The 18,627-nt window shown below is 63.8% G+C and carries 16 protein-coding genes; 5 read left to right on the top strand and 11 right to left on the bottom strand.

The window, feature by feature from the left end; all coding sequences use genetic code 11:
* Positions 1-7: 7 nt before the first annotated feature.
* Positions 8-988 carry a transcriptional regulator GcvA gene (gcvA, locus tag AXW83_RS15790; RefSeq protein ID WP_236841687.1) on the top strand — a complete coding sequence of 327 codons (981 nt, stop codon included), beginning with the start codon at positions 8-10 and terminating at the stop codon, positions 986-988.
* Positions 989-1,764: 776 nt separating this feature from the next.
* Complete coding sequence (locus AXW83_RS15785; protein ID WP_066615024.1) at positions 1,765-2,220, top strand: hypothetical protein; 456 nt, start codon at positions 1,765-1,767, stop codon at positions 2,218-2,220.
* A gap of 158 nt (positions 2,221-2,378) precedes the next feature.
* Here AXW83_RS15785 and AXW83_RS15780 read toward each other — a convergent pair whose 3' ends face one another.
* The 5 genes from AXW83_RS15780 to AXW83_RS15760 form a co-directional block, all read right to left on the bottom strand.
* Entirely contained in the window at positions 2,379-4,121 is a 1,743-nt protein-coding gene (locus tag AXW83_RS15780; protein WP_066615023.1) for an acetolactate synthase catalytic subunit, read from the bottom strand.
* Between the two features lie 75 nt (positions 4,122-4,196).
* A complete protein-coding gene (locus AXW83_RS15775; protein ID WP_066615022.1) occupies positions 4,197-4,946 on the bottom strand; it encodes an ATP-binding cassette domain-containing protein in 750 nt (249 codons plus the stop codon).
* Positions 4,947-5,007: 61 nt separating this feature from the next.
* The gene (locus AXW83_RS15770; RefSeq protein ID WP_066615021.1) at positions 5,008-5,928 is read right to left on the bottom strand and encodes a substrate-binding domain-containing protein; all 921 of its coding nucleotides are present in this window, start codon (positions 5,926-5,928) and stop codon (positions 5,008-5,010) included.
* A gap of 47 nt (positions 5,929-5,975) precedes the next feature.
* Positions 5,976-6,968, bottom strand: a complete 993-nt coding sequence (locus AXW83_RS15765) for an ABC transporter permease (protein ID WP_156640100.1) — start codon at positions 6,966-6,968, stop codon at positions 5,976-5,978.
* Positions 6,969-7,013: 45 nt separating this feature from the next.
* Positions 7,014-7,937, bottom strand: a complete 924-nt coding sequence (locus AXW83_RS15760) for a MaoC family dehydratase (protein ID WP_066615020.1) — start codon at positions 7,935-7,937, stop codon at positions 7,014-7,016.
* A gap of 247 nt (positions 7,938-8,184) precedes the next feature.
* Between AXW83_RS15760 and AXW83_RS15755 the strand changes: the two genes are divergently transcribed.
* Positions 8,185-9,294: a LacI family DNA-binding transcriptional regulator gene (locus tag AXW83_RS15755; RefSeq protein ID WP_168166108.1), complete on the top strand. Its 1,110-nt coding sequence runs from the start codon at positions 8,185-8,187 to the stop codon at positions 9,292-9,294.
* Between the two features lie 24 nt (positions 9,295-9,318).
* Positions 9,319-10,470: a CaiB/BaiF CoA transferase family protein gene (locus AXW83_RS15750; protein ID WP_066615018.1), complete on the top strand. Its 1,152-nt coding sequence runs from the start codon at positions 9,319-9,321 to the stop codon at positions 10,468-10,470.
* A 20-nt stretch (positions 10,471-10,490) separates the two neighbouring features.
* On the opposite strand, the gene AXW83_RS15745 is transcribed toward AXW83_RS15750, so the two are convergent.
* Genes AXW83_RS15745 through AXW83_RS15730 form a run of 4 tightly spaced genes read right to left on the bottom strand, consistent with a single transcriptional unit; the run spans position 10,491 to position 15,067 of the window.
* Entirely contained in the window at positions 10,491-11,408 is a 918-nt protein-coding gene (locus tag AXW83_RS15745) for a carbohydrate ABC transporter permease (protein WP_066615017.1), read from the bottom strand.
* Positions 11,409-11,411: 3 nt separating this feature from the next.
* Complete coding sequence (locus tag AXW83_RS15740) at positions 11,412-12,275, bottom strand: carbohydrate ABC transporter permease (RefSeq protein ID WP_066615016.1); 864 nt, start codon at positions 12,273-12,275, stop codon at positions 11,412-11,414.
* Positions 12,276-12,332: 57 nt separating this feature from the next.
* Positions 12,333-13,619, bottom strand: coding sequence for an ABC transporter substrate-binding protein (locus tag AXW83_RS15735; protein ID WP_082767169.1), 1,287 nt, complete (start codon positions 13,617-13,619; stop codon positions 12,333-12,335).
* Between the two features lie 47 nt (positions 13,620-13,666).
* Entirely contained in the window at positions 13,667-15,067 is a 1,401-nt protein-coding gene (locus AXW83_RS15730) for an FAD-dependent oxidoreductase (protein ID WP_066615014.1), read from the bottom strand.
* 183 nt (positions 15,068-15,250) lie between these two features.
* Here AXW83_RS15730 and AXW83_RS15725 point away from each other — a divergent pair, with 183 nt between their 5' ends.
* Positions 15,251-16,078 (top strand): IclR family transcriptional regulator, encoded by an 828-nt coding sequence (locus AXW83_RS15725; protein ID WP_066615013.1) that lies wholly within the window; start codon positions 15,251-15,253, stop codon positions 16,076-16,078.
* A 700-nt stretch (positions 16,079-16,778) separates the two neighbouring features.
* Here AXW83_RS15725 and AXW83_RS15715 read toward each other — a convergent pair.
* Positions 16,779-17,615: a fumarylacetoacetate hydrolase family protein gene (locus AXW83_RS15715; protein ID WP_066620575.1), complete on the bottom strand. Its 837-nt coding sequence runs from the start codon at positions 17,613-17,615 to the stop codon at positions 16,779-16,781.
* A 115-nt stretch (positions 17,616-17,730) separates the two neighbouring features.
* On the bottom strand, positions 17,731-18,627 hold the full coding sequence (locus AXW83_RS15710) for an MBL fold metallo-hydrolase (protein ID WP_066615011.1): 897 nt from the start codon (positions 18,625-18,627) through the stop codon (positions 17,731-17,733).

Genomic DNA, 18,627 nt, shown 5'->3' with positions numbered 1-18,627 from the left:
GAAGCCGATGCGAGCCAGCGCGAAAATCTCAACACCCGGTGAATTGCGTTCAGCAGCAGGTGCGAAGCGGCCCCGGCTGCCACCGCTCAAGTCGCTGCTCGCCTTCGAGGCGGCGTCTAGGCATGGCAGCTTCGCCCAGGGCGCCGAGGAACTTGGTGTCACGCCGTCAGCGGTGAGCCATCAAATTCAGGTGCTAGAAGACTTCTTAGGCGTGAAACTCTTTCAGCGCCACGCAGGCCGCGCGACGCTGACAGGAGAGGGACGGATTTACAGCCGGGAGATGGAGCATGCCTTCAGGTCCATCGCCGAGGCCACCAAGTTGGTCGCTCCCCAATCGCAACAGGACCATCTCGTCATCGCGTCGGGGCCGAGTTTTGCAGCCAAATGGCTCCAGCCCCGACTCTCCGACTTCCAGAGCGCTCATCCCGCTGTAAGGGTCAGGCTCTCGACCTTATCGAGCACGGATGATCTCGATGCCACCCGCTTCGATATCGCGATCGCCTACGCCTTGCCCCAGACGACCAGGCATGACGTCCGGCCCCTGCTGGTAGAGCGTCTGCGTCCCTTATGCAGCCCAGCGCTGGCAGACGCGTTAGGTCTTCAGACGCTGCGAGACCTTAGTCGGGCAACCCTGATCCACTCGACGAACGCCGTGACCTGGACCGATTATCTGCGAAATCTTGGCCTCTCCGACCTACGCCCGGCCAACGAGTTCTGGCTGGACAGGTCGAGCATGGCCATCGACGCGGCGGTAAGAAGCCAGGGCATCGTTCTGGAAGGCGAGATTCTGGTCGAACAGGAATTGCGCGACGGCACGCTCATCGCCCCATTCGACGATGAGACCTGCAGCATCGTGGCAACATCTTATTATCTCGTGCGCCCAAAAGGATTCAGGAGCGGCAGTCAGATCGCAGCATTCGAAAAATGGCTCCAGTCCGCCTTGGATGATGCGAACCTCACGAAGCAGCGCTCACCTGTCGATGCGTAGAATTGCCAGCGTTTGGCATCGCTTATAGCCGTCCCATTATTCTGTTTCCAAACGATGGGCCGTTCGCAAAGATTCTCTCCCGGTCTTCGGCAGGACCGCCTTTGGTTTCGGAATTCGAGGCCCTTCGACTACCAACCAGCCTTGACGCCGTCAGATCGGGAATGTCCGCTTGCTGGCGCGACCTCAACGTCTGCAACTGTGAAGGGTTTCGGATGCCGGCCCGTGCGAGCGGGTTCGGACCGGGCTGAGGGCCGGCGTTCGAAAGCCTCCAGGGGAGGAAGCCGCGGGCCGGGGCCGTGCGCTATGGGGATTTCGCGGCGCCACCTGTTCGGCGGGAACGTGCGAGGCGCGCGACGGCGGCGCGATGCTCCGACCGAGATGCCCGGAAGCCCCGGGTTTGCGGCACCTGTGAGGGATCCGGAATCGCCGCAAGGTGCATTTCCGCCATCGGGGCGAACAGGATCGCCCGCTCTCTGGCCGAGCCCGGTCGTGGTCTGTCTGGGTGTCGCCGTGGCGCCATCCTCATGATGTGTCGATCCTGACGGCGAAGATGGTGCGCGGCGCTGTGCCCGGAGCGAAGCGCTCGACGAGGATCATGCGGCCACCGCAGCAGGGGTGTGAATAGGCGTCCGCTTTGCCCCCTGCATCGGCGTCCTAAATGACACTGCAAGATTTGAATTGTGTACAATTATATCAATAACATACCGCCGATCTGATGGGGGGAGGCTTGTGCGCCGATCGGGTGTCAAACAGCATGCCGCTTCACACCGGCAATCATGGCGGGGCTGCTCGACCTCATCCTACATGGGTCGAAGATGCTACCGGACACGGTCGTCAAAGGCCTGCCCAGAATGGCCGATTTTGCGCTATGGGGAGCGGCGATTGAAAGCGCCCACTGGAAAGATGGTACTTTCATGGATGCGTATGGGGCCAACATCGCGTCCGCGATGGCCGATGTCCTAGACGTCGACGACCTCGGCGTCGCGATTATCGAACTGATGTCCACTCGGCCTCAATGGTCCGGCAAAGCGACCGAGCTGTTCGAGATACTGCTGCAACGGCAGACGCCCGGACAGCGCCGCTCAAGGCAGTTTCCAACCGATCCGAGGCACCTGTCCGAACAGCTGAACCGCATCAATCCCGTGTTGAGGCGTCGGGGCATCATTGTCGAACGTGTCCGAGCGCCTACCAAGGATCGGACTGCGACGATCACGATAACGCTTGCGGGATAGGAGATTGCCCCCTTCTTCGCTTTGGCGGTACGGTAGATGCAATCGGGTTCCCTGGTCGTCTGTGAAGAACGGTGAGCAACAAGGTAGACCAGCGACGAGTTTAGGCGCTGGTCGTTAGTTTTGCATTGTAAAACTGGCGTATCCACGCCGGCAATCCCTCAGTACGATAAGGCGCTGTGATCGTTGAAGAAGCTGATGGGCGGGTAGGCGTCCTCAGCTGTGATGGCGTCGATGACCGTGGTATTGGGGCGGGCGAAGGCTTCCTTGAGAGCAGGCAGGAAATCGGCCGCCTGCTCGATCCGGACGCCGACGCAGCCCGTCGCCCTGGCGATCGCGGCGTGGTCGACGGGCATGAAATCGCAGGCGTCGCTGTAGTCGTTGAAGATCACTTTCTCGGCGTGCTTCTCATAGCCGAGAATCGAATTATTCAGCACCGTTACGACGACGTTGAGGTTCATCCGGCGGGCCGTCTCAAGCTCCGACCAAACATGGGCGAAGCCACCATCGCCGACCAGCGCGAACACGGTCGCGTCCGGCCGGGCGCATTTGGCGCCGAGCGCATAGGGCAGCCCCCAGCCGAGACCCGCAAGGCCGCGCGGCGTTATGAAGCGCATCCCCGGCCGGCGGCTGGTCAGGAAATTGGCGATCCAGATCGACGAATAGCTCGCATCGGAGACGACGATGGCGTCTTCGGGCAGAACGCCGTCGAGATCGCGCATCAGGCGCTCCGGACGCACCGGGCTGGCGTCGGAGCGCTCCTGAGTGTCAGCGTCCCGCCTGCCGGCGAAGCGGCCCGCGGCGATCCCCTTCTCCACGCCATCGCGCGCCGCACGGCGCTTCGACAGATCACCTGATTGGAGCGCGTCAATCAGAGCCTCGATTCCAAGCCGCGCATCGCCGAGCAGGCGCAGCGCCTCATAGTTGCGGCCGATCTCCTGGCCGTCGATGTCGAGATGGATGTAGCGCGCACCCGCAGGGTAGAGGCTCCAACTGTCGGTGCCGTTCTGGTTGGTGCGGTTGCCGATCAGCAAGATGACGTCGGCGCCCGTGACCATCTCGCGCAGATGTTTCGTGCGGCTGCGATCGGCCATGAAATAACCGACGACGCCGACGGAAAGCGGATGCTCCTCGCTGACGGCGCCCTTGCCCATGACGGTCGTGGCGACCGGGATGCCCGACATGTCCTGAAGCTCAGCGAGCGCGGCGGCCGCGCCCGACACATGCACGCCGCCACCGGCGATAATCAGCGGCCGTTCGGCCTTGGCGAGCCATTCGGCCGCCTCCCGCACCCGGGCGGGATCAGGCGCGCAGCGATCGAGCGGGAAGCTGCCCAGGCTGGCGACGCGAGAGCCCGTCGCCGTCCTGGCTTGGTCCTGGAACAGGTCGATCGGCACGATCAGCACGGCGGGGCCGCAGCGGCCCGATGCGGCGGCGGTGAAGGCCATGTCGATGTAATCGTCGATGCGGTCGACATCGCTCAGGCGCCGGATCCATTTCGCGACGCCCTTGAACAAATCGAGATGGTCGAGCTCCTGGAAGGCGTTCTTGTCGGCGAAGGCGCGCGGAACGTCCTGGACGATCGCAACGATCGGCACGGACGCTTTGTAGGCCTCTGCCAGCCCCGCAACGAGCAGGGTCGCCGCCGGCCCGTTCTGCGCGGTCACGACCGCGACCTTGCCCGAGACGCGGGCATAAGCATCCGCCATCACCGCGCCGGCATTCTCAGTGCGGTAGCCGATCTGGCGGATGCCGTAAGACGGCGCCACGAGGAACAGCGCAGCGGGAATTGACTGCCCGAAGACGATTTCGACGCCGTGCCGGCGCAGGGCGGCGGCCATGACATGGGCGCCATTGAGGTTGGAGTGCTTCATCGGCGCGGGGGCGCTGCTTGCGTTCGTCATTCGTTTCTCCATTCGGAATGGCCCAGGCCCTCGCTGGCTCGCGCCGCGACGACTTGCGTGATCTCGGGTGCCGGATCAGTGGACCACCAGGTTGCCGCCCGTGATCAGCTTCACGATTTCGTCCGGCGTGGTCCCGGCAGTCTCGCGCACGCCGGCCGTCCGGCCCTGCCGAAGGACGTGGATGCGGTCGCTCACGGCGAAGATGTGATGCAAATTGTGGCTGATCAGGATGATGGAGAAGCCGCGCTCCTTCAGGTCCTTGATCAGGGACAAGACCTTTTCCTGCTCGGGCACGCCGAGCGCCGCCGTCGGCTCGTCGAGGATGACGACCTTGCGGCCGAAGGCGACGGCGCGCGCGATGGCGACGCTTTGCCGCTGCCCCCCCGACATGCTCTTCACGGTGAAATGGGTCGACTGGATATGAATCTTCAGCGATTTCAGCAGCTCGGCTGCGCGCTCATGCATCTCGACCGCCTTCAGGAAGCGGATGCCGGGTGTCTTGCCGACCAGTTCGCGGCCGGCGAAAATGTTCTCGGCGACGTTGGAATTATCGAACAGCGCCAGATCCTGGTAGACTGTCTCGATTCCGAGCGCGCGCGCATCGTCGGGCTTGCGGACGGTGACGGTCGCGCCGTTGAAGAGGTAGTCACCGGAATCGGCCGTCTGCGCGCCGGAGATGATCTTCACCAGCGTCGATTTGCCGGCACCGTTGTCCCCGGCAAGCGCCAGGACTTCGGAATCCCGCAGATCGAACATCACGTTCGAGAGCGCCTGAACCGCTCCAAATGATTTCGAGATGCCGCTCAGCCTGAGTAGCTCGGTCATGGGATCTCCCCCGATCGGTGTTCGCGGCCGACGGCGCAGGCGCCCCCGGCCGCCGACACGCTCACTTGCAATAGGTCGACTGGTTGGCCTTGGAGATCATCGGCGTCTGGACGAAGGTCGATTTCTCGACCTTCTCCTTGTTAAGGACCTTCATCGTCAGTTCGAGCGCTTCCGGAAACATGGTCGGATAGTAGATCGAGCCGGTGAGCTTGCCGCTGACGACGCCCTCGCAGCCCTCCTTGCCGCCATCCATGCCGGTCACGACCACGCCTGTGATCTTGCGCTCGTCGAGGACCTTGGCCGCGCCCATCGCCATAGTGTCGTTATGGGCATAGACGCCCTTGGCGTCGCGATGTGCCGTCAACGCGTCTTCCATGGCGGCGACCGCCTCTTGGAGCCGGTAATGGCCGACATAGGAGACGACCCTGAGACCGGCATGCTTGGCGACCTCCTCCTCGAAGCCCTTCTTGCGATCGACCGTGGCGGAGGCGCCGGGCGTGCCTTCGAGCTGGATGATCTTGCCGGTGGTGCCGATCTTCTCGATGATGAAGCGGGCGGCGACGCGTCCCATCTCGATATTGTCGGCGCCGATGAAGGCGGCGTATTTGTCCGCCGGAACGTCGAGCGCCCGGTCGAAGACGATCAGCGGGATGCCGGCGCGGGCAGCGGCATCGGCTGCCGGCGCCAGGGCCTTGGAATCATTCGGTGACATCACGATCGCGCTGACCCGCCGGGTGACGAGATCCTCGATACCCGACAGCTGCACCGCGCTGTCGCGGCGGCCATCGACGATGGTCAGCTGGACGTTCGGGTTCTTGGCGCCCCAGGCCTTGGCGTTCTCGATCCCGCCGACGCGATAGGGGTGCTCGACATTGGGCTGGGCGATGCCGATCTGGACCTTGGTCTGAGCCGATGCCGGTGGTACGACCAGTACCAGCGCCGCCGCGCCAGCAAAAAAAGCCGTCTTTGTTAGTATTGTCATGTTTTCTCTCCCTGTTTGATGGTTATGCTCTCGTTATCGAGAGTCTTCTAGTGACGTGCTTTGCCCTTCGACTCGCGCCTGATGCTGAACATCACCGCGACGACGATGATCAGACCGCGCGCGACATCTTGCGCATAGGGCGAGACCGACAGCAGATTCAGGATGTTGTAGGTCAGGCCGATAACCATCAGGCCGATGAAGGTTAGGAAGACGCTGCCGACACCGCCCGCGAAGGGCGTTCCGCCGATGACGACCGCCGCGATGGCCGAGAGCTCGAACAGCATGCCGCCGGTGGGCTCGCCGACACCGAGCCGGCCCAGGAACAGAAGACCCGCCGCGGCCGCCAGCACGCCATGCAGGACATAGACGCTGCGCACCACGCGATCGACGGGGATGCCGGAGCGATGCGCTCCGACCGGGTTGTCGCCGACCAGGCAGACATGACGGCCATAGACTGTATGCTTGAGCGCGACCGCCGCGACGACGAAGGCGATCGCCGTCAGGAGCACCGGCATCGGCACCGGACCGAGATAGCCACGCCCGAAGACGAAGACGAATTCCGGCGGCAACTGCGCAGGCAGCGTCCGGCCGTCGCTCAGGATAAGCGCCATCCCGCGCGCCGCCGTCATCATGCCGAGCGTCGCGACGAAGGGCGGAACCCGCCCCCAGGTGATCATCGCGCCGTTGAGGAAACCGCAGAGCGAGCCGATGGCGAGGACGACGAGCACCATGCCGAATGCGCCCAGATGCGGCGCCGTCAGGGCGCCCACGACCGTCGCCAGCGCCATGATCGCGCCGCCCGAGAGATCGATGCCGCCGGAGATGATGACGAACGTCAGGCCAATGGCGATGAGCCCGACCATCGACCATTGGCGCAGGACGTTGAAGATGTTGTCGACAGTAAGGAAATAGGGCGACAGCATCGCCGACGCGACGATCAGGGCGATCAGCCCCGTGACCGCGATGTTCTTCAGCGCCAGATCCCGCAGGAATCCGGCGGCGTTGCTGCCCTGCGTCACGGGCACGTCCTTCATCGTCATGGTCCGCCCTGTTCTTCGTCGTGTCAGGCTGGCATGCTCTCGCCGTCAGACCGGGCCGTTGCCCGCAGCCCATCCCGCGGCCGTCATCAGGCCATCGGCGTTTCGCGCCCAGACCTCGAGCTCAATGCGGCCATCGGGTTTCCTGCCAGTCACCAGGCCGAAGACGGTGATCTCGTCGCCGGCGAAGACCGGCTGCAGATAGCTCGTCTTCATCCAGCCGCTGGAGAACCAGTTCGGACCGAAGAAATTGGCGAGCATCTCCGACATCCAGCAGGTCGCCTGCATCCCCTGCGCGAGCCGGGCCCGAAAGCCCGCCGCATGGGCAATGTGGTCGTCGGTATGGATGTTGTGGCGATTGAAGCCAGCGCCCGAGAAGACCGACATCTGGTCCTCCCAGGCGGTCTTGGTCAGGGGCGCGATCGGCGTGCCGACGGTGACATCCCGCGTGGCGCGGGCTTGGAACGCGACGCCCGCCGGGAGCGTTCCCTCGACCCGCCTGCCGCTTCCGCCCGAGGTGCCGGCGCCCATGCGGATGCCCTCGGGGATGCGCATGATCTCGGTCGATTTCTGCCGGACGAGCAGTGTGCCGGCCTCGTCGCGTGCCTCGCAGTCGAGCACGCAGTAGCCCTTGCCGCGACGTTCGTATTTATCGACATAGGCGCCGGTCAGCGACACAGTCGTGCCGAAGACGACGGGCGCGTGGTACCAGACCTCCTCGGTCTGGTGCAGGCCGACGACCGTATTGGGATTGTATTTCGTCAGGAACAGCGCGACGCCGTCGCGCGCCAGCGCCGCCGATGGCGCGATGCGCGCTCCAAGCGCCGGATCGGGCCGGAAATAGCAATCGCTGTAATCGTCCAACGCAAAGCAGGCGGACCGGACATAGTGCTCGTCGATCGCGATGAGTTGCGGCCCGAAGGCCTCGCCGACTTCCACGGATTCGAAGGTCGGATCTTTGTAGGTCGTCATTACATGCCCTCGTCATCGTCGGGGCGCTCAAGGCCACCGGATTCAAGTCCCAAAGGCCGCGAGGCCTTGCGCATCCAAACCGTCTTTCAGCGGCTGTTTGCGCTGACGCTTCCTCCCGGGAAGCCTTTTGTTGTTTTAATGGCTAGATCATAAAAACGTTTGCGCAAACGTTTTTATTCGATAATTCTGCGATCAACAAATTGGCGTGGACATGGCCTCGATGCGGCGTAGCAGGGCGAAACGTGGCGTGACGATCGTCGATGTGGCGCGCGAACTCGGAATCGCGCCATCGACCGTGTCCAATGCCCTGCACGACAAGAGCATCGTCGCGCCATCGACGAAGGCGCGAATCATCGCCAAGGCGCGGGAGATGAACTACGAGGCTTCGGCTGCGGCTCGCGCGCTTGTGACTCGGCATTCGATGACGATTGGTGTGCTGCTGCCCGACTTCGCCAATCCGGTCTACAGCGAGATCATCAAGGGGCTCGACCGCGTCATGGCGCGGCGGGGCTACGCCACGCTGATCGCAAGCACGGAGAACGACGAAGCCAAGCGCCTGGCAGCGACCGACGCCTTCATCCGCAGGCAGGTCGATGGCCTGGTGGTCATTTCCCAGAGCCTTCTCAGTGCCGAACTGCAACGGTTTTCCGATGCCGGCCTTCCGGCCGTGTTCGTTCATCGCAAGCCGATTGACCACCCAGACGGCGCGGGTTCTGTCGCGTTCGACTATGTCGGAATGGACAATGTCGGCGGGCTCGACGCGGCGGTCGCACATCTCGCCAGGCTCGGCCATCGCCGCATCGGACTGATCGGCGGGCCGCAGCGGTCCTCGGCCGCCAAGGAACGGACGATCGGCTTTCTCGGCGCCGTTCGCCGGCTCGGGCTCGACGGCGCTCCCAACCTGATCGTCGACGGCAATTACGAGTTCGTCGACGGGCTGGACTGCGCGCGGCGGCTGCTTGCGCTGCGCAAGCGGCCCACAGCGATCGTCGCGGCCAACGACCTGATGGCGTTCGCCGCCATGGATGTTGCCCAGCAGATGGGGCTCACCGTTCCCAACGACCTGTCCGTCGTCGGCGTCGACGACATCTTCGTCGCGGTCTTTCCGATGATTTCGCTGACCACGGTGAAGCAGCCTGCCCGCGAGATCGGCGAGAGCGCGGGCTTGCGCCTGCTGGAGCGCTTCGACGCCGACAATCTGCCGCCCAAGATCGTCACCCTTCCGGCCGACCTCGTCGTGCGCCACTCGACGTCCGACGCACCAATGAGCGTCAGAAGAGGCGCCACGCTCAGCGCCGAAGCCCTGGAAAGCTATCTCGCCGCGCGCTGGAAGCCGACGACGATCCCCGTAACCTGACTTGAAACGATGGCCAGAAACCCCATGCCGACCCAGCCCGCTTTGCACGGCATCAAGGTGCTCGACCTGTCCCGCTTCATCGCCGGGCCGATGTGCGGCATGCAACTCGGCGACATGGGCGCCGATGTCGTCAAGGTCGAGAAGAAGGGCACCGGCGACGATACGCGGCTGAACGAGCCGCGGCTGAAGGGCGAGAGCACCTATTTCCTCTCCTTCAACCGCAACAAGCGCAGCGTCGAGCTCGATTTCCGTGACCCTGCCGACCAGGAAAAGCTGCGCCGGCTCGCGTCGAAGGCCGACATCATGATCGAGAATTTCCGCAGCGGCACGCTGGAAAAAATGGGCTGCGGCTGGGAGGTGCTGTCGGCGCTCAACCCGCGCCTGATCCTGGTGCGCATCTCTGGCTTCGGGCAGGATGGTCCCTATGCCAGCCGCGCCTGCTTCGACGTGATCGCCCAGGCGATGGGCGGGCTGATGCACATCACCGGCCAGCCCGACGGGCCCCCGACCATGGCCGGCACCTTTTTCGTCGACTACGCAACCTCGCTCTACGCCACCATCGGGGCGCTTTCGGCCCTGCGGGCGCGGGCCGAAAGCGGCCAGGGCCAGCTTGTCGAGGCGACGCTGCTGGAGACCGCATCGAGCATGCTGATGAGCGCGATCCCCGACTTCAAGGAGCTCGGCCTGTCGATGGGGCGGATGGGCAACCGCGACCGCTATTCGGCGCCCGTCAACAGCTTCCGATGCGCCGACGGCGAATGGGTCTACCTCTCGGCCGGCACGGACGCGTTGTTCCGGCGCTATGTCGAGGCAGCCAGTACGCCCGGGCTTCTCGCCGACCCTCGCTTCGCGTCGGCCTCCGCGCGCCTGGAAAACCAGGACGCCGTCGAGGCCGCCGTGCAGGACTGGACGCTGCGGCATGGCTCGGATGCGATCGTCGAGCTCATGGAAGAGGCCGGCGTCCCCTGTGCCAAGATCGCTCGGATCGACGACGTCGTCGCCAATCCGCAGCTGCTCCACCGCAACCAGATCGTCGAGCTCCAGCATCCGGGCGTGGGCAGCTATACGACCCATGGCGTCACCGTCACCCTGCATGGCTCGCCGGGCAGCATCCGCATGCCCGCCCCGATGCTGGGGCAGCACACCGCCGAAGTGTTCGCCGACTGGGCGATCTGAAGGGCTGATGCCCGGCGGCATCAGCCCTTGACGCTGCCGCTGGTCAGGCCTTCGACGAAGCGGCGCTGCAGCAGCAGGAAGACGACCAGCACCGGCGCGATGGCGAGCATGGCGAAGGCCATGAACTGCCCCCAGGAGACGCCGATCGGATCCTGGATGAAGCGCACCAGCCCGACCTGGACGGTGCGGCGCTCCTCGTCGGTGGCCAGCACGGCGCCGATCAGGAAGTCGTTCCAGACGAACATGAAGATCAGGATGGAGATCGCCGCCAGTCCGGGCTGGATCAGCGGGATGATGATCCGCCAGAAGATGCCGAAGGTGGAGCAGCCATCGATCACGGCCGCCTCCTCCAGCTCCCTTGGCACCACCTCGATGAAGCCCTTCATGAACCAGATCGCCTGCGGGATCATCCAGGCCGAATAGACCAGCACCATGAAGACATAGGAGTTCAGCATCTCGGCCTTGACCGCGAGGATATAGATCGGGATCAGGATCGAGATGCCCGGGATCATGCTGGTGGCGAGGATCGTCAGCAGGAGCGACGTCTTGCCGAAAAAGCTCAGTCGCGCGGCAGCATAGGCGGCCGGCGCGGCAACAAGCAGACAGACGATAATCGTCGCCGTGGTCAGGATCGCGCTGTTGATGAAATAGTCGAGGATCGCCGGGCGTGACAACAGCGCGCGATAATGCTCCAGCGACAGCGTGCTCGGTAGCCATTGCGGTGGGTAGGTCGCGACCATCGCCTGGGGTTTCAGCGAGGTGAGCAGGCCCCACAGGATAGGCGCCAGCGCCAGGATGCAGCCGGCGACCAGAACCGCATAGGTCGCGACCGAGGCGACGAGGTCCTGCAATGGCTGCGACATCCGCAGGCGTTGCATCAGGCCGGCACCCGGCGCCGGTAAAGCGGTCTCCGGCAATGCAGTTTTGGCGATCTGCATGGCTCACTCCAGATGGGACTGCCGCAGGACGCGGATATAGGACAGGCTGAAGACGACGTTCAGCGCGAAGATGACCATGCCGACCGCCGCGGCGGCCGCGACCTTGAAGTTGAAGAAGCCGTCGAGGAAGACGAGCAGGCTGAGCGTGCGCGTATTGCCGAGCGGGCCGCCGCCGGTCAGCACATAGATCAGCGTCACCGTGTTGAAGAACTGCAGCGTGACCATGATTGTTGTGGTCATCACCGTCGCCTTGATCGATGGCAAGGTGACGTGCCGGAAGCTCTGAACGGTGTTGCAGCCGTCGAGATGGGCGGCCTCGTAGAGTTCCTTCGGCACGGTCTGGAGCGCGGCCAGGAACAGCACGGTTGGCAGCGGATAGCTCATCCATGTGTTGACCAGGCAGATGATGGTCATCGCCCAGTCCGGGTTCGACAGGAAATTGGCCTGCGAAATGCCGAGCTGGTCGAGGATGTGTTTGGCTGGCCCGAAGGAGGGGTTCAGCACCCATAGCCAGAGCATTGCCGTGACCGATTGCGACAGCGTCCAGGGGATGAACAGGATCGTCCGGAAGGCGGCGCGGAAGCGGATGTTGCGGTTCAGCATGAGCGCAAACAGCATGCCGAGCGGGATCGTCAGCAGCAGCGAGCCGAGCGCGAATTTCAGCGAGGTGACGACGGCGCGCAGGAAGTCGTTGCTCTCGAGCAGGCGCCAGTAGTTCTGCAGCCCCACGAAGGCGAGCTTCTGCATGAACTCGGTGCGGTGCAGGCTGATGTCGACGGCGTAGAAGATCGGGTAGAACGAGATCGCGCCGACGACGATCAGTGCCGGCGCCAGAAGGGCATAAGGCAAGGTGCGTGTGCTGTTCATGGGATCTCTAACCTGCACGAGCGGCGCCTTGGCGCCGCTCGGAGGAGGTTTTTGCCGTCAGTTGCCCAGTGATTTGTTGTAGGTCGTCACAGCCTGGATCAACGCCTTCTCAGGCGTCGCGCCCTGAAGGACGATCGACTGGGTCGCCTCGGCCAAGATCTGCCCGAAGCTCGACCAGCCGGCGGGGTAGGTACCGACGCGCCCGTTCTTGGCGATATAGTCGGACCAGCCGAGCATGAACTGCGACTCCGGCGTCTTGAACCAGGGATCGGCATAGGTCGATTTCCGGCTCGGCAGTTCGCCGCCCTTGGCGAGGTTGAGCTGCGCCTCGGCCGAAGTCATGAACTCGATGAACTTCCAGGCGGCCTCGGGATTCTTCGCGGCCTTGCCCATTACGAGGTTCCAGCCGGTGACGTTGACCGGAGCCGGCTTACCGGGCTCGAAGCTCGGTGGTGGCGCCCATGCGAGATTATCCTTGGCGCCGGCGGCGCGGATCGCTAGATAGCGATGCGTGCCGAGATTGGCCATCGCCACGGTTCCCGAGGTCAGGCCCTCGGTCAGCGAGTTGTAGTTGAACTCGGCAACCGCCTTGCTACTTGCCTTGCACTTGCCTGTCAGGTCCGCGATCAGCTGGAAGAACTTCTTGCCCGAGGCATCGTCGAAGACGGCCTTGCCCTTATCGTCGAATATCTTGCCGCCGCCGGTCGGGATCATGTTCTCGACCCATTCCAGCAGCGCGTTGGCATTGTCGCTCTGGGCGAGGCCGAAGCCGTAGCCCATCACCGATGTCGCGTTGATCTTGCCGGCGCCGGCGCAGACCTCGTCCCAGGTCATCGGCACCGTGACGCCGGCCTTGTCGAGAATGTCCTTGCGGTAGAGCAGCGCGAAGAAGCGGTGCTCATAGGGCATGCCGTATTTCTTGCCGTCGATCGCGGTGGCGTCCCAGGGCAGGAGCCAGTCGCTTTTGTCGATCGCCCCGGCGAACTTGTCGAGCGGCTGGATCGAGCCGGCCTGCGCGTGTTTGGCGAGATATTTGATGTCGATCCGGAGCACGTCGGCCGTCTTGTTGGCAGCGGCGCCCTGGATCAGGTTGGGGTCGATCATCGGCGGCGGAATCACTTCCACCTTCACCTTGATCTCGGGGTATTTCTTCTGGAAGGCCTCGACATTGCGGGCGAGCGCGTCGCCGCGCGGCGAGCCGTCGCCGGGTTTGATGAAGTCCCAGTAGACGATCTCGGTCTGCGCCGACGCCATGGTCGGCGCGACCAGCCAAGATGCCAGAGCGGCGGCGGAGAGCCACTTCAGGCAATGCCTGCGCTGTGTCCGGAAACGTGAAGCCATCATACTGTCCTCCCCTGGGTTCTGTTTTTTGTTGTGCCGGTTCTCGGATCTCAGACGATCGCTTCCTCCGCGGTCAGCGCATTGAAATGGACGCCTTCGATATAGGCGCCCTGGCGCAGCAGCTCGCGCTGGATCGCGCGCACGTCAAGCGCGCGCGGGGTGACCCCGGCGAGCGCGGCAAGCGCGGCGGCGGTCCCCGCCGACTGCCCGGTCGCCATGCAGGAGGTCATGTTGCGGGTCGAGCCGATGCCCTCGGCCGCGACCGAGATGCAGCGGCCCGCGACCAGCAGATTGTCGATCTTCTGCGGCAGCAGCGCCCGATACGGGAAGTCGTAGCTGTTACCGGAGGTCAGCAGCGAAAACTCGGCATCCTTGCCGTCGGAGGTGTGGTGGCCGATCGGCGCGCCATAGCTCGCGATCGCATCGGGGAAACGGCGCATGCTGACGATATCGTCCTTCGTCATCATGTATTCGCCGATGATGCGCCGCGTCTCGCGGATGCCGACGGTCAGCCCGGTCGTGACGATATAGGCGTCCCTGAATCCGGGGATGAAGCGCCGGTAGCAGTCGAGTGCCTCGAGTAAGCGCTTGCGGCATTCGATCTCGGCGCGCGTCAGGTCATAGACGTCGGTGCCGTCAATGCCGGTCGCGCCGGTCATGTTGAGGATGATCTCGCGCGGCCGCGGCGTCGAGTAGAACAGGATGAACCAGTCCATCAGGTATTCGTATGCCTTAGGCAGCTCGCCGCGCTCGTAGTGTTCGCGCAGCGGCCCGCCGATGCGGAACTGATGGAAGCCGGGATATTGCTGGCCATGGGTGTAGTGGCCGTGGAATTCGGGATGGGCCTCGTAAAACTGCGACAGGGCCTCGACATCGACATTGCCGAGCTTGGCCATCAGCGTCGCCGGGTGGAGCTTGTGCTTCGCCGGCAGGTCGAAGGGCGCGCCTGAGCGCGCGGCAACATCGGCATCGCCTGAGGCGTCGACCACGACTTTGGCCGTTATCTCCTCGCGTCCCGACTTGTGCTGCACGACGAGGCCGGCGAGCCGGTCGCCCTCCATGATCACGTCGGCGACGAAGGTGTGAAACAGGATAGTGACGCCGGCCTCGAGCGCCATGTCGTTCAGCACGACCTTCGCCATCTCGGTGTCGTAGATGACGAACATGTCCTTGGTGATGTCACGGCTGACGGTCGCGCCCATTGCATCGAGCCGCTGCATCAGTTCGAGCGGGATGCCTTTGACGACGAGCTTTTCCTTGTCGTTGAAGGTCCAGGTCGTGCCCATGATGCCGGCGGTAAAATTGCCGCCGAGACAGTTCAGCTTCTCGATCACCAGGGTACGTGCGCCGGTCCTGGCTGCCGCGATGGCGGCGATCGCGCCCGAGACGCCGCCACCGGCGACGATCACGTCGAATTCGCTGCGCAGTGGCGCCGCCGAGTGCCCGTCCATATCCGTCCGTCTCCCTGGGATCCGTGCGGGTGGAGCGTGGAAAGGCTCTCGTTATTTATCCCGCATAACGGACTATAACTTCTCCCAAATGGGAATCAAGTATCTTGGAAAGATTTTCCATGATGCTATACCAGATATCGCTTGGGCCATGTCGGTCGGCACCCAACCAAGGATACTGGCGTCATGTCGGGGTTCAGCGTCAGTTCGGCCGAGCGCTGCCTGACCATTCTCGAACTCCTCTCGGAAGAGGCCAACGGCCTGACGCTGAGCGAGATCGCCGCGCGGCTCGGTCTCTCGGTCAGCGCCGCGCACCGCTTGCTCGGCGTGCTGCGGACCAAGCGCTATGTCAGGCAGGATCGTCTGAACGAGCGCTATCTCGCGACGCCGTTGATCGCGGTCATCGGGCTGCGCGTGCTGGCCGCCACCGGCTTGTCCGACGTCTGCCAGCCGATACTCGACGATCTGGCCGAGCGGACCGGGGAACTCGTGCGCCTGTCGATCGTGCAGGAGGGCCACCTCGTCTGGATCGCCAAGGCGCAGGGCTCGCGCTCGAACATCCGCTACGACCCGCTCGATGTACGCAACCTGCCGATCTATGCGACGGCCGCCGGCAAGGTCTGGCTGGCAACGCTGGAGCCCGGCCCCGCCATCGCGGCCGTGAGGGCGCAGGGGTTTCCACAGGCCGGTGTCGGACCCCATGCGGCGACCTCGATCGAAGCGCTGATGACCCAACTGGAGGCTGTGCGAGCCTGCGATTTCGCCCTCGTGCGCGACGAACTCGAGCCGGAGATATCCGCAGTCGCGGTCGCGATCCGCATCGTTAAGCCCCCGGATGAGCTTATTGTCGGCTGCCTCAGTGTCGGGGGGCCGTCCTTCCGCCTCGACAAAGCGCGTCTGACCGGCTTCGTCCCTGCCCTTCGCCAGGCGGCAGCCGAACTCGCGGAGGTCTGGCCTTTGCGCGTGCTGGATGGGGCGACGCCGCCGCAACGCGCAACGATTGCGGCGCAGTGAAAGACAAGGCCGATCTATGACAAAGCCCTGGCTGATCGAGGGGTGGACCGTCGTCACCGGCACCAGTCACATAATAGGCGCGGCGATCGCGCGGCGCCTCGCCGAATGAGGCGCGAGCGTGGTGCTGGCCGATATCGAAGAGGAAGCCGCTGAGGCGGCCGCGCAAGCGCTGCGCGACGACGCACGTCGCTGGCCAACACTGTCGATGTCGCGTCGGAAGTCTCGAAGGAAGAGCTCGCTAAGGCAGCCATCGCAGCCAGGCCGCTCGTCGCTTGGGTCAACGATGCCGGCATCAGCCATCGTGCCAACCCGCTCGACCTCACCGTCGAGCAATGGGACAAGGACGATTTCAAGCGGGCGATGCTCCGTCTTGCGGAGACTGTCAACATCGTCACCTTGCATGAATGAGGCCGGCGGCTTGCATGGCATGGGACAGCCGTCATTGGTCTATGCCGAGCCCGCCGCCCCCTGACCTGCGTTGATCAAAGGCCTAGATGAGCGGCCATTCTGGTGAAATCCGGCGATTTTTGCGTCAATATCCTCGGCGCCAGGGCAAGGGGACCGAGCGCTTTGGCATCAGCGTGGGGCGGCCGTCGATCACGGCGCCCCCTCCAGATCTTTCTGGACCACTCTGATCTAGACTTCGCAGACCCTTCGTCTGCAGGATTCCTAGGCCTCGACCGCACCGCGAGGCCTTTCATCAAATGACGTGCTGTTGCTGCACGCCGAGCCCGTCTATGCCAAGCCGCATCACGTCGCCCTTTTTCAGAAAGAGCGGCGGCTTCATGCCGAGGCCGACGCCTGGCGGCGTGCCGGTCGTGACGATATCGCCCGGCTCCAGAATCATGAATTGGCTGATGTAGGAGACGAGATGGGCGATCGGGAAGATCATCGTCCTCGTCGAGCCATCCTGAACCTTCTTGCCGTTGAGTTCGAGCCACAGCGAGAGGTTCTGCGGATCGGGTACCTCATCGGTGGTGACAAGGTAAGGGCCGAGGGGGCCGAAGGTCGGACAGCACTTGCCCTTCATCCATTGGCCGCCGCGCTCGATCTGGTAAGCGCGCTCGGATACATCGTTGCAGATGCAATAACCGGCGACGTAGCTCAGCGCGTCGGCTTCCGGAACGTGACTCGCCGTTTTTCCTATGACGAACGCGATCTCGACTTCCCAATCCGACTTTTCCGAGCCGGGCGGAATCTGCACGTCGTCGTTGGGGCCGATGATGCAGGAGCGCGCCTTGTTGAACAGAATCGGCTCTTTGGGAATCTCGGCTCCGGTCTCGGCCGCATGGTCTGCATAGTTGAGACCAACCGCGATGAAGTTACCGCTTTCCGCGACGCAGGGCCCGATACGTTGGCCCGCGGGCAGAATCGGCAGTTTTGAAAGATCCGCAACCTTGACCGCCTCGATCAGCCCGGCGGCGAGCGTCTTCGGCGTGATGTCTCCAGCCAAGCTCGATAGATCGCGGACAGCACCGTCGCGATCAAGGACAGCGGGCTTCTCACGCCCTTTGGGGCCGTAACGCAGCAACTTCATCGGGATCTCCAGGAGCTGGATGTTGAAACGAAAGATGACTTCGACCCGGGCATGTGGTGTCAGGCGACCGGCCAAACGGCCTTAGCGGCGAGCGGCTCGCAACGGCGGCGCGAGCTCAAAGACGCCGTGGCATGCCATCGCCGTCTGCAAAGCGGAAACTGAAATTCGAGCCGCTTCGGTTGACGTAGCCGGCATGGGGAGCGGCAAAATGCGCGGGCAGCAGCACGATGTCGGCATCGGCGCTTTCAGCGAGAATGCGTCGTCTTGTCCTGATGGCAGCATCGGGCATCTCGCAATAGCGGCTGTTCCAATCGGGCCGATACACCTGAATCGGATGATGCATGATGTCGCCGATGAACAGGCCTTGCCGGCCTGCGCTCGTCAGGCGCAGCGTTACGGAGCCGACGGTGTGGCCGGGCGCCGGCTCGATCAGGAGAGCGTCGTTGATCGCATGGGCGCCGGCGACCGGGGAGGCCTGCCCCGAGAGCAGGATCGGCAGCACGCTGTCCTCGAACACACCTGCGTTCGGATCATCGGCGCGCCTCGGGTTGCGGCGAGTATCCGCATGGTCGAGCTCGTCGCAGGAAAAGATATAGCGCGCATTGGGGAATGTCGGGACCCAGTGGCCGTTACGCAGCCGCGTGTTCCAGCCGCAATGATCGACATGGAGATGCGTGCACATGACGATATCGACCTGCTCGGGGGCGACGCCTGCTTCCGCCAGTCGCTCCAGCCATGGCGTCTCGAGACGATGGAAGCCCGGATTGTTCGGGCGCTCCTTGTGATTGCCGGCGCAGGTATCCACCAGCACTGTCAGGCCCGGCATCCGGATCAGCCAGCTGTGGAAGCTTGCCATCAGCCGGTCTTCCGTCGGGTCATAATGATCCGGTGCCAGCCAGTTGAGATGCCGTTCGAAGGTCTGGCGGTCGAAATCCGGAAACAGGACCTCGGGTTTTGTCCGAGGTCCTTCGAATTCTCCGATCCGGGTCACGGAGATGTCGCCGATCAGCAT

The organism is Bosea sp. PAMC 26642 (genome assembly GCF_001562255.1).
Taxonomy (GTDB): Bacteria; Pseudomonadota; Alphaproteobacteria; order Rhizobiales; family Beijerinckiaceae; genus Allobosea.
The sequence above is the reverse complement of the archived record's forward strand: the minus strand, read 5'-3'. Positions and strand labels throughout refer to the sequence as shown.

What these genes read in the sequence shown, in the direction of transcription:
- AXW83_RS15730 (WP_066615014.1), bottom strand. Translation starts at nt 15,067, where the DNA reads ATGGACGGGCACTCGGCGGCGCCACTGCGCAGCGAATTCGACGTGATC.
- gcvA (WP_236841687.1), top strand. Translation starts at nt 8, where the DNA reads ATGCGAGCCAGCGCGAAAATCTCAACACCCGGTGAATTGCGTTCAGCA.
- AXW83_RS15710 (WP_066615011.1), bottom strand. Translation starts at nt 18,627, where the DNA reads ATGCTGATCGGCGACATCTCCGTGACCCGGATCGGAGAATTCGAAGGA.
- AXW83_RS15765 (WP_156640100.1), bottom strand. Translation starts at nt 6,968, where the DNA reads ATGACGATGAAGGACGTGCCCGTGACGCAGGGCAGCAACGCCGCCGGA.
- AXW83_RS15775 (WP_066615022.1), bottom strand. Translation starts at nt 4,946, where the DNA reads ATGACCGAGCTACTCAGGCTGAGCGGCATCTCGAAATCATTTGGAGCG.
- AXW83_RS15735 (WP_082767169.1), bottom strand. Translation starts at nt 13,619, where the DNA reads ATGATGGCTTCACGTTTCCGGACACAGCGCAGGCATTGCCTGAAGTGG.
- AXW83_RS15760 (WP_066615020.1), bottom strand. Translation starts at nt 7,937, where the DNA reads ATGACGACCTACAAAGATCCGACCTTCGAATCCGTGGAAGTCGGCGAG.
- AXW83_RS15785 (WP_066615024.1), top strand. Translation starts at nt 1,765, where the DNA reads ATGGCGGGGCTGCTCGACCTCATCCTACATGGGTCGAAGATGCTACCG.
- AXW83_RS15770 (WP_066615021.1), bottom strand. Translation starts at nt 5,928, where the DNA reads ATGACAATACTAACAAAGACGGCTTTTTTTGCTGGCGCGGCGGCGCTG.
- AXW83_RS15725 (WP_066615013.1), top strand. Translation starts at nt 15,251, where the DNA reads ATGTCGGGGTTCAGCGTCAGTTCGGCCGAGCGCTGCCTGACCATTCTC.
- AXW83_RS15750 (WP_066615018.1), top strand. Translation starts at nt 9,319, where the DNA reads ATGCCGACCCAGCCCGCTTTGCACGGCATCAAGGTGCTCGACCTGTCC.
- AXW83_RS15715 (WP_066620575.1), bottom strand. Translation starts at nt 17,615, where the DNA reads ATGAAGTTGCTGCGTTACGGCCCCAAAGGGCGTGAGAAGCCCGCTGTC.
- AXW83_RS15745 (WP_066615017.1), bottom strand. Translation starts at nt 11,408, where the DNA reads ATGCAGATCGCCAAAACTGCATTGCCGGAGACCGCTTTACCGGCGCCG.
- AXW83_RS15740 (WP_066615016.1), bottom strand. Translation starts at nt 12,275, where the DNA reads ATGAACAGCACACGCACCTTGCCTTATGCCCTTCTGGCGCCGGCACTG.
- AXW83_RS15780 (WP_066615023.1), bottom strand. Translation starts at nt 4,121, where the DNA reads ATGACGAACGCAAGCAGCGCCCCCGCGCCGATGAAGCACTCCAACCTC.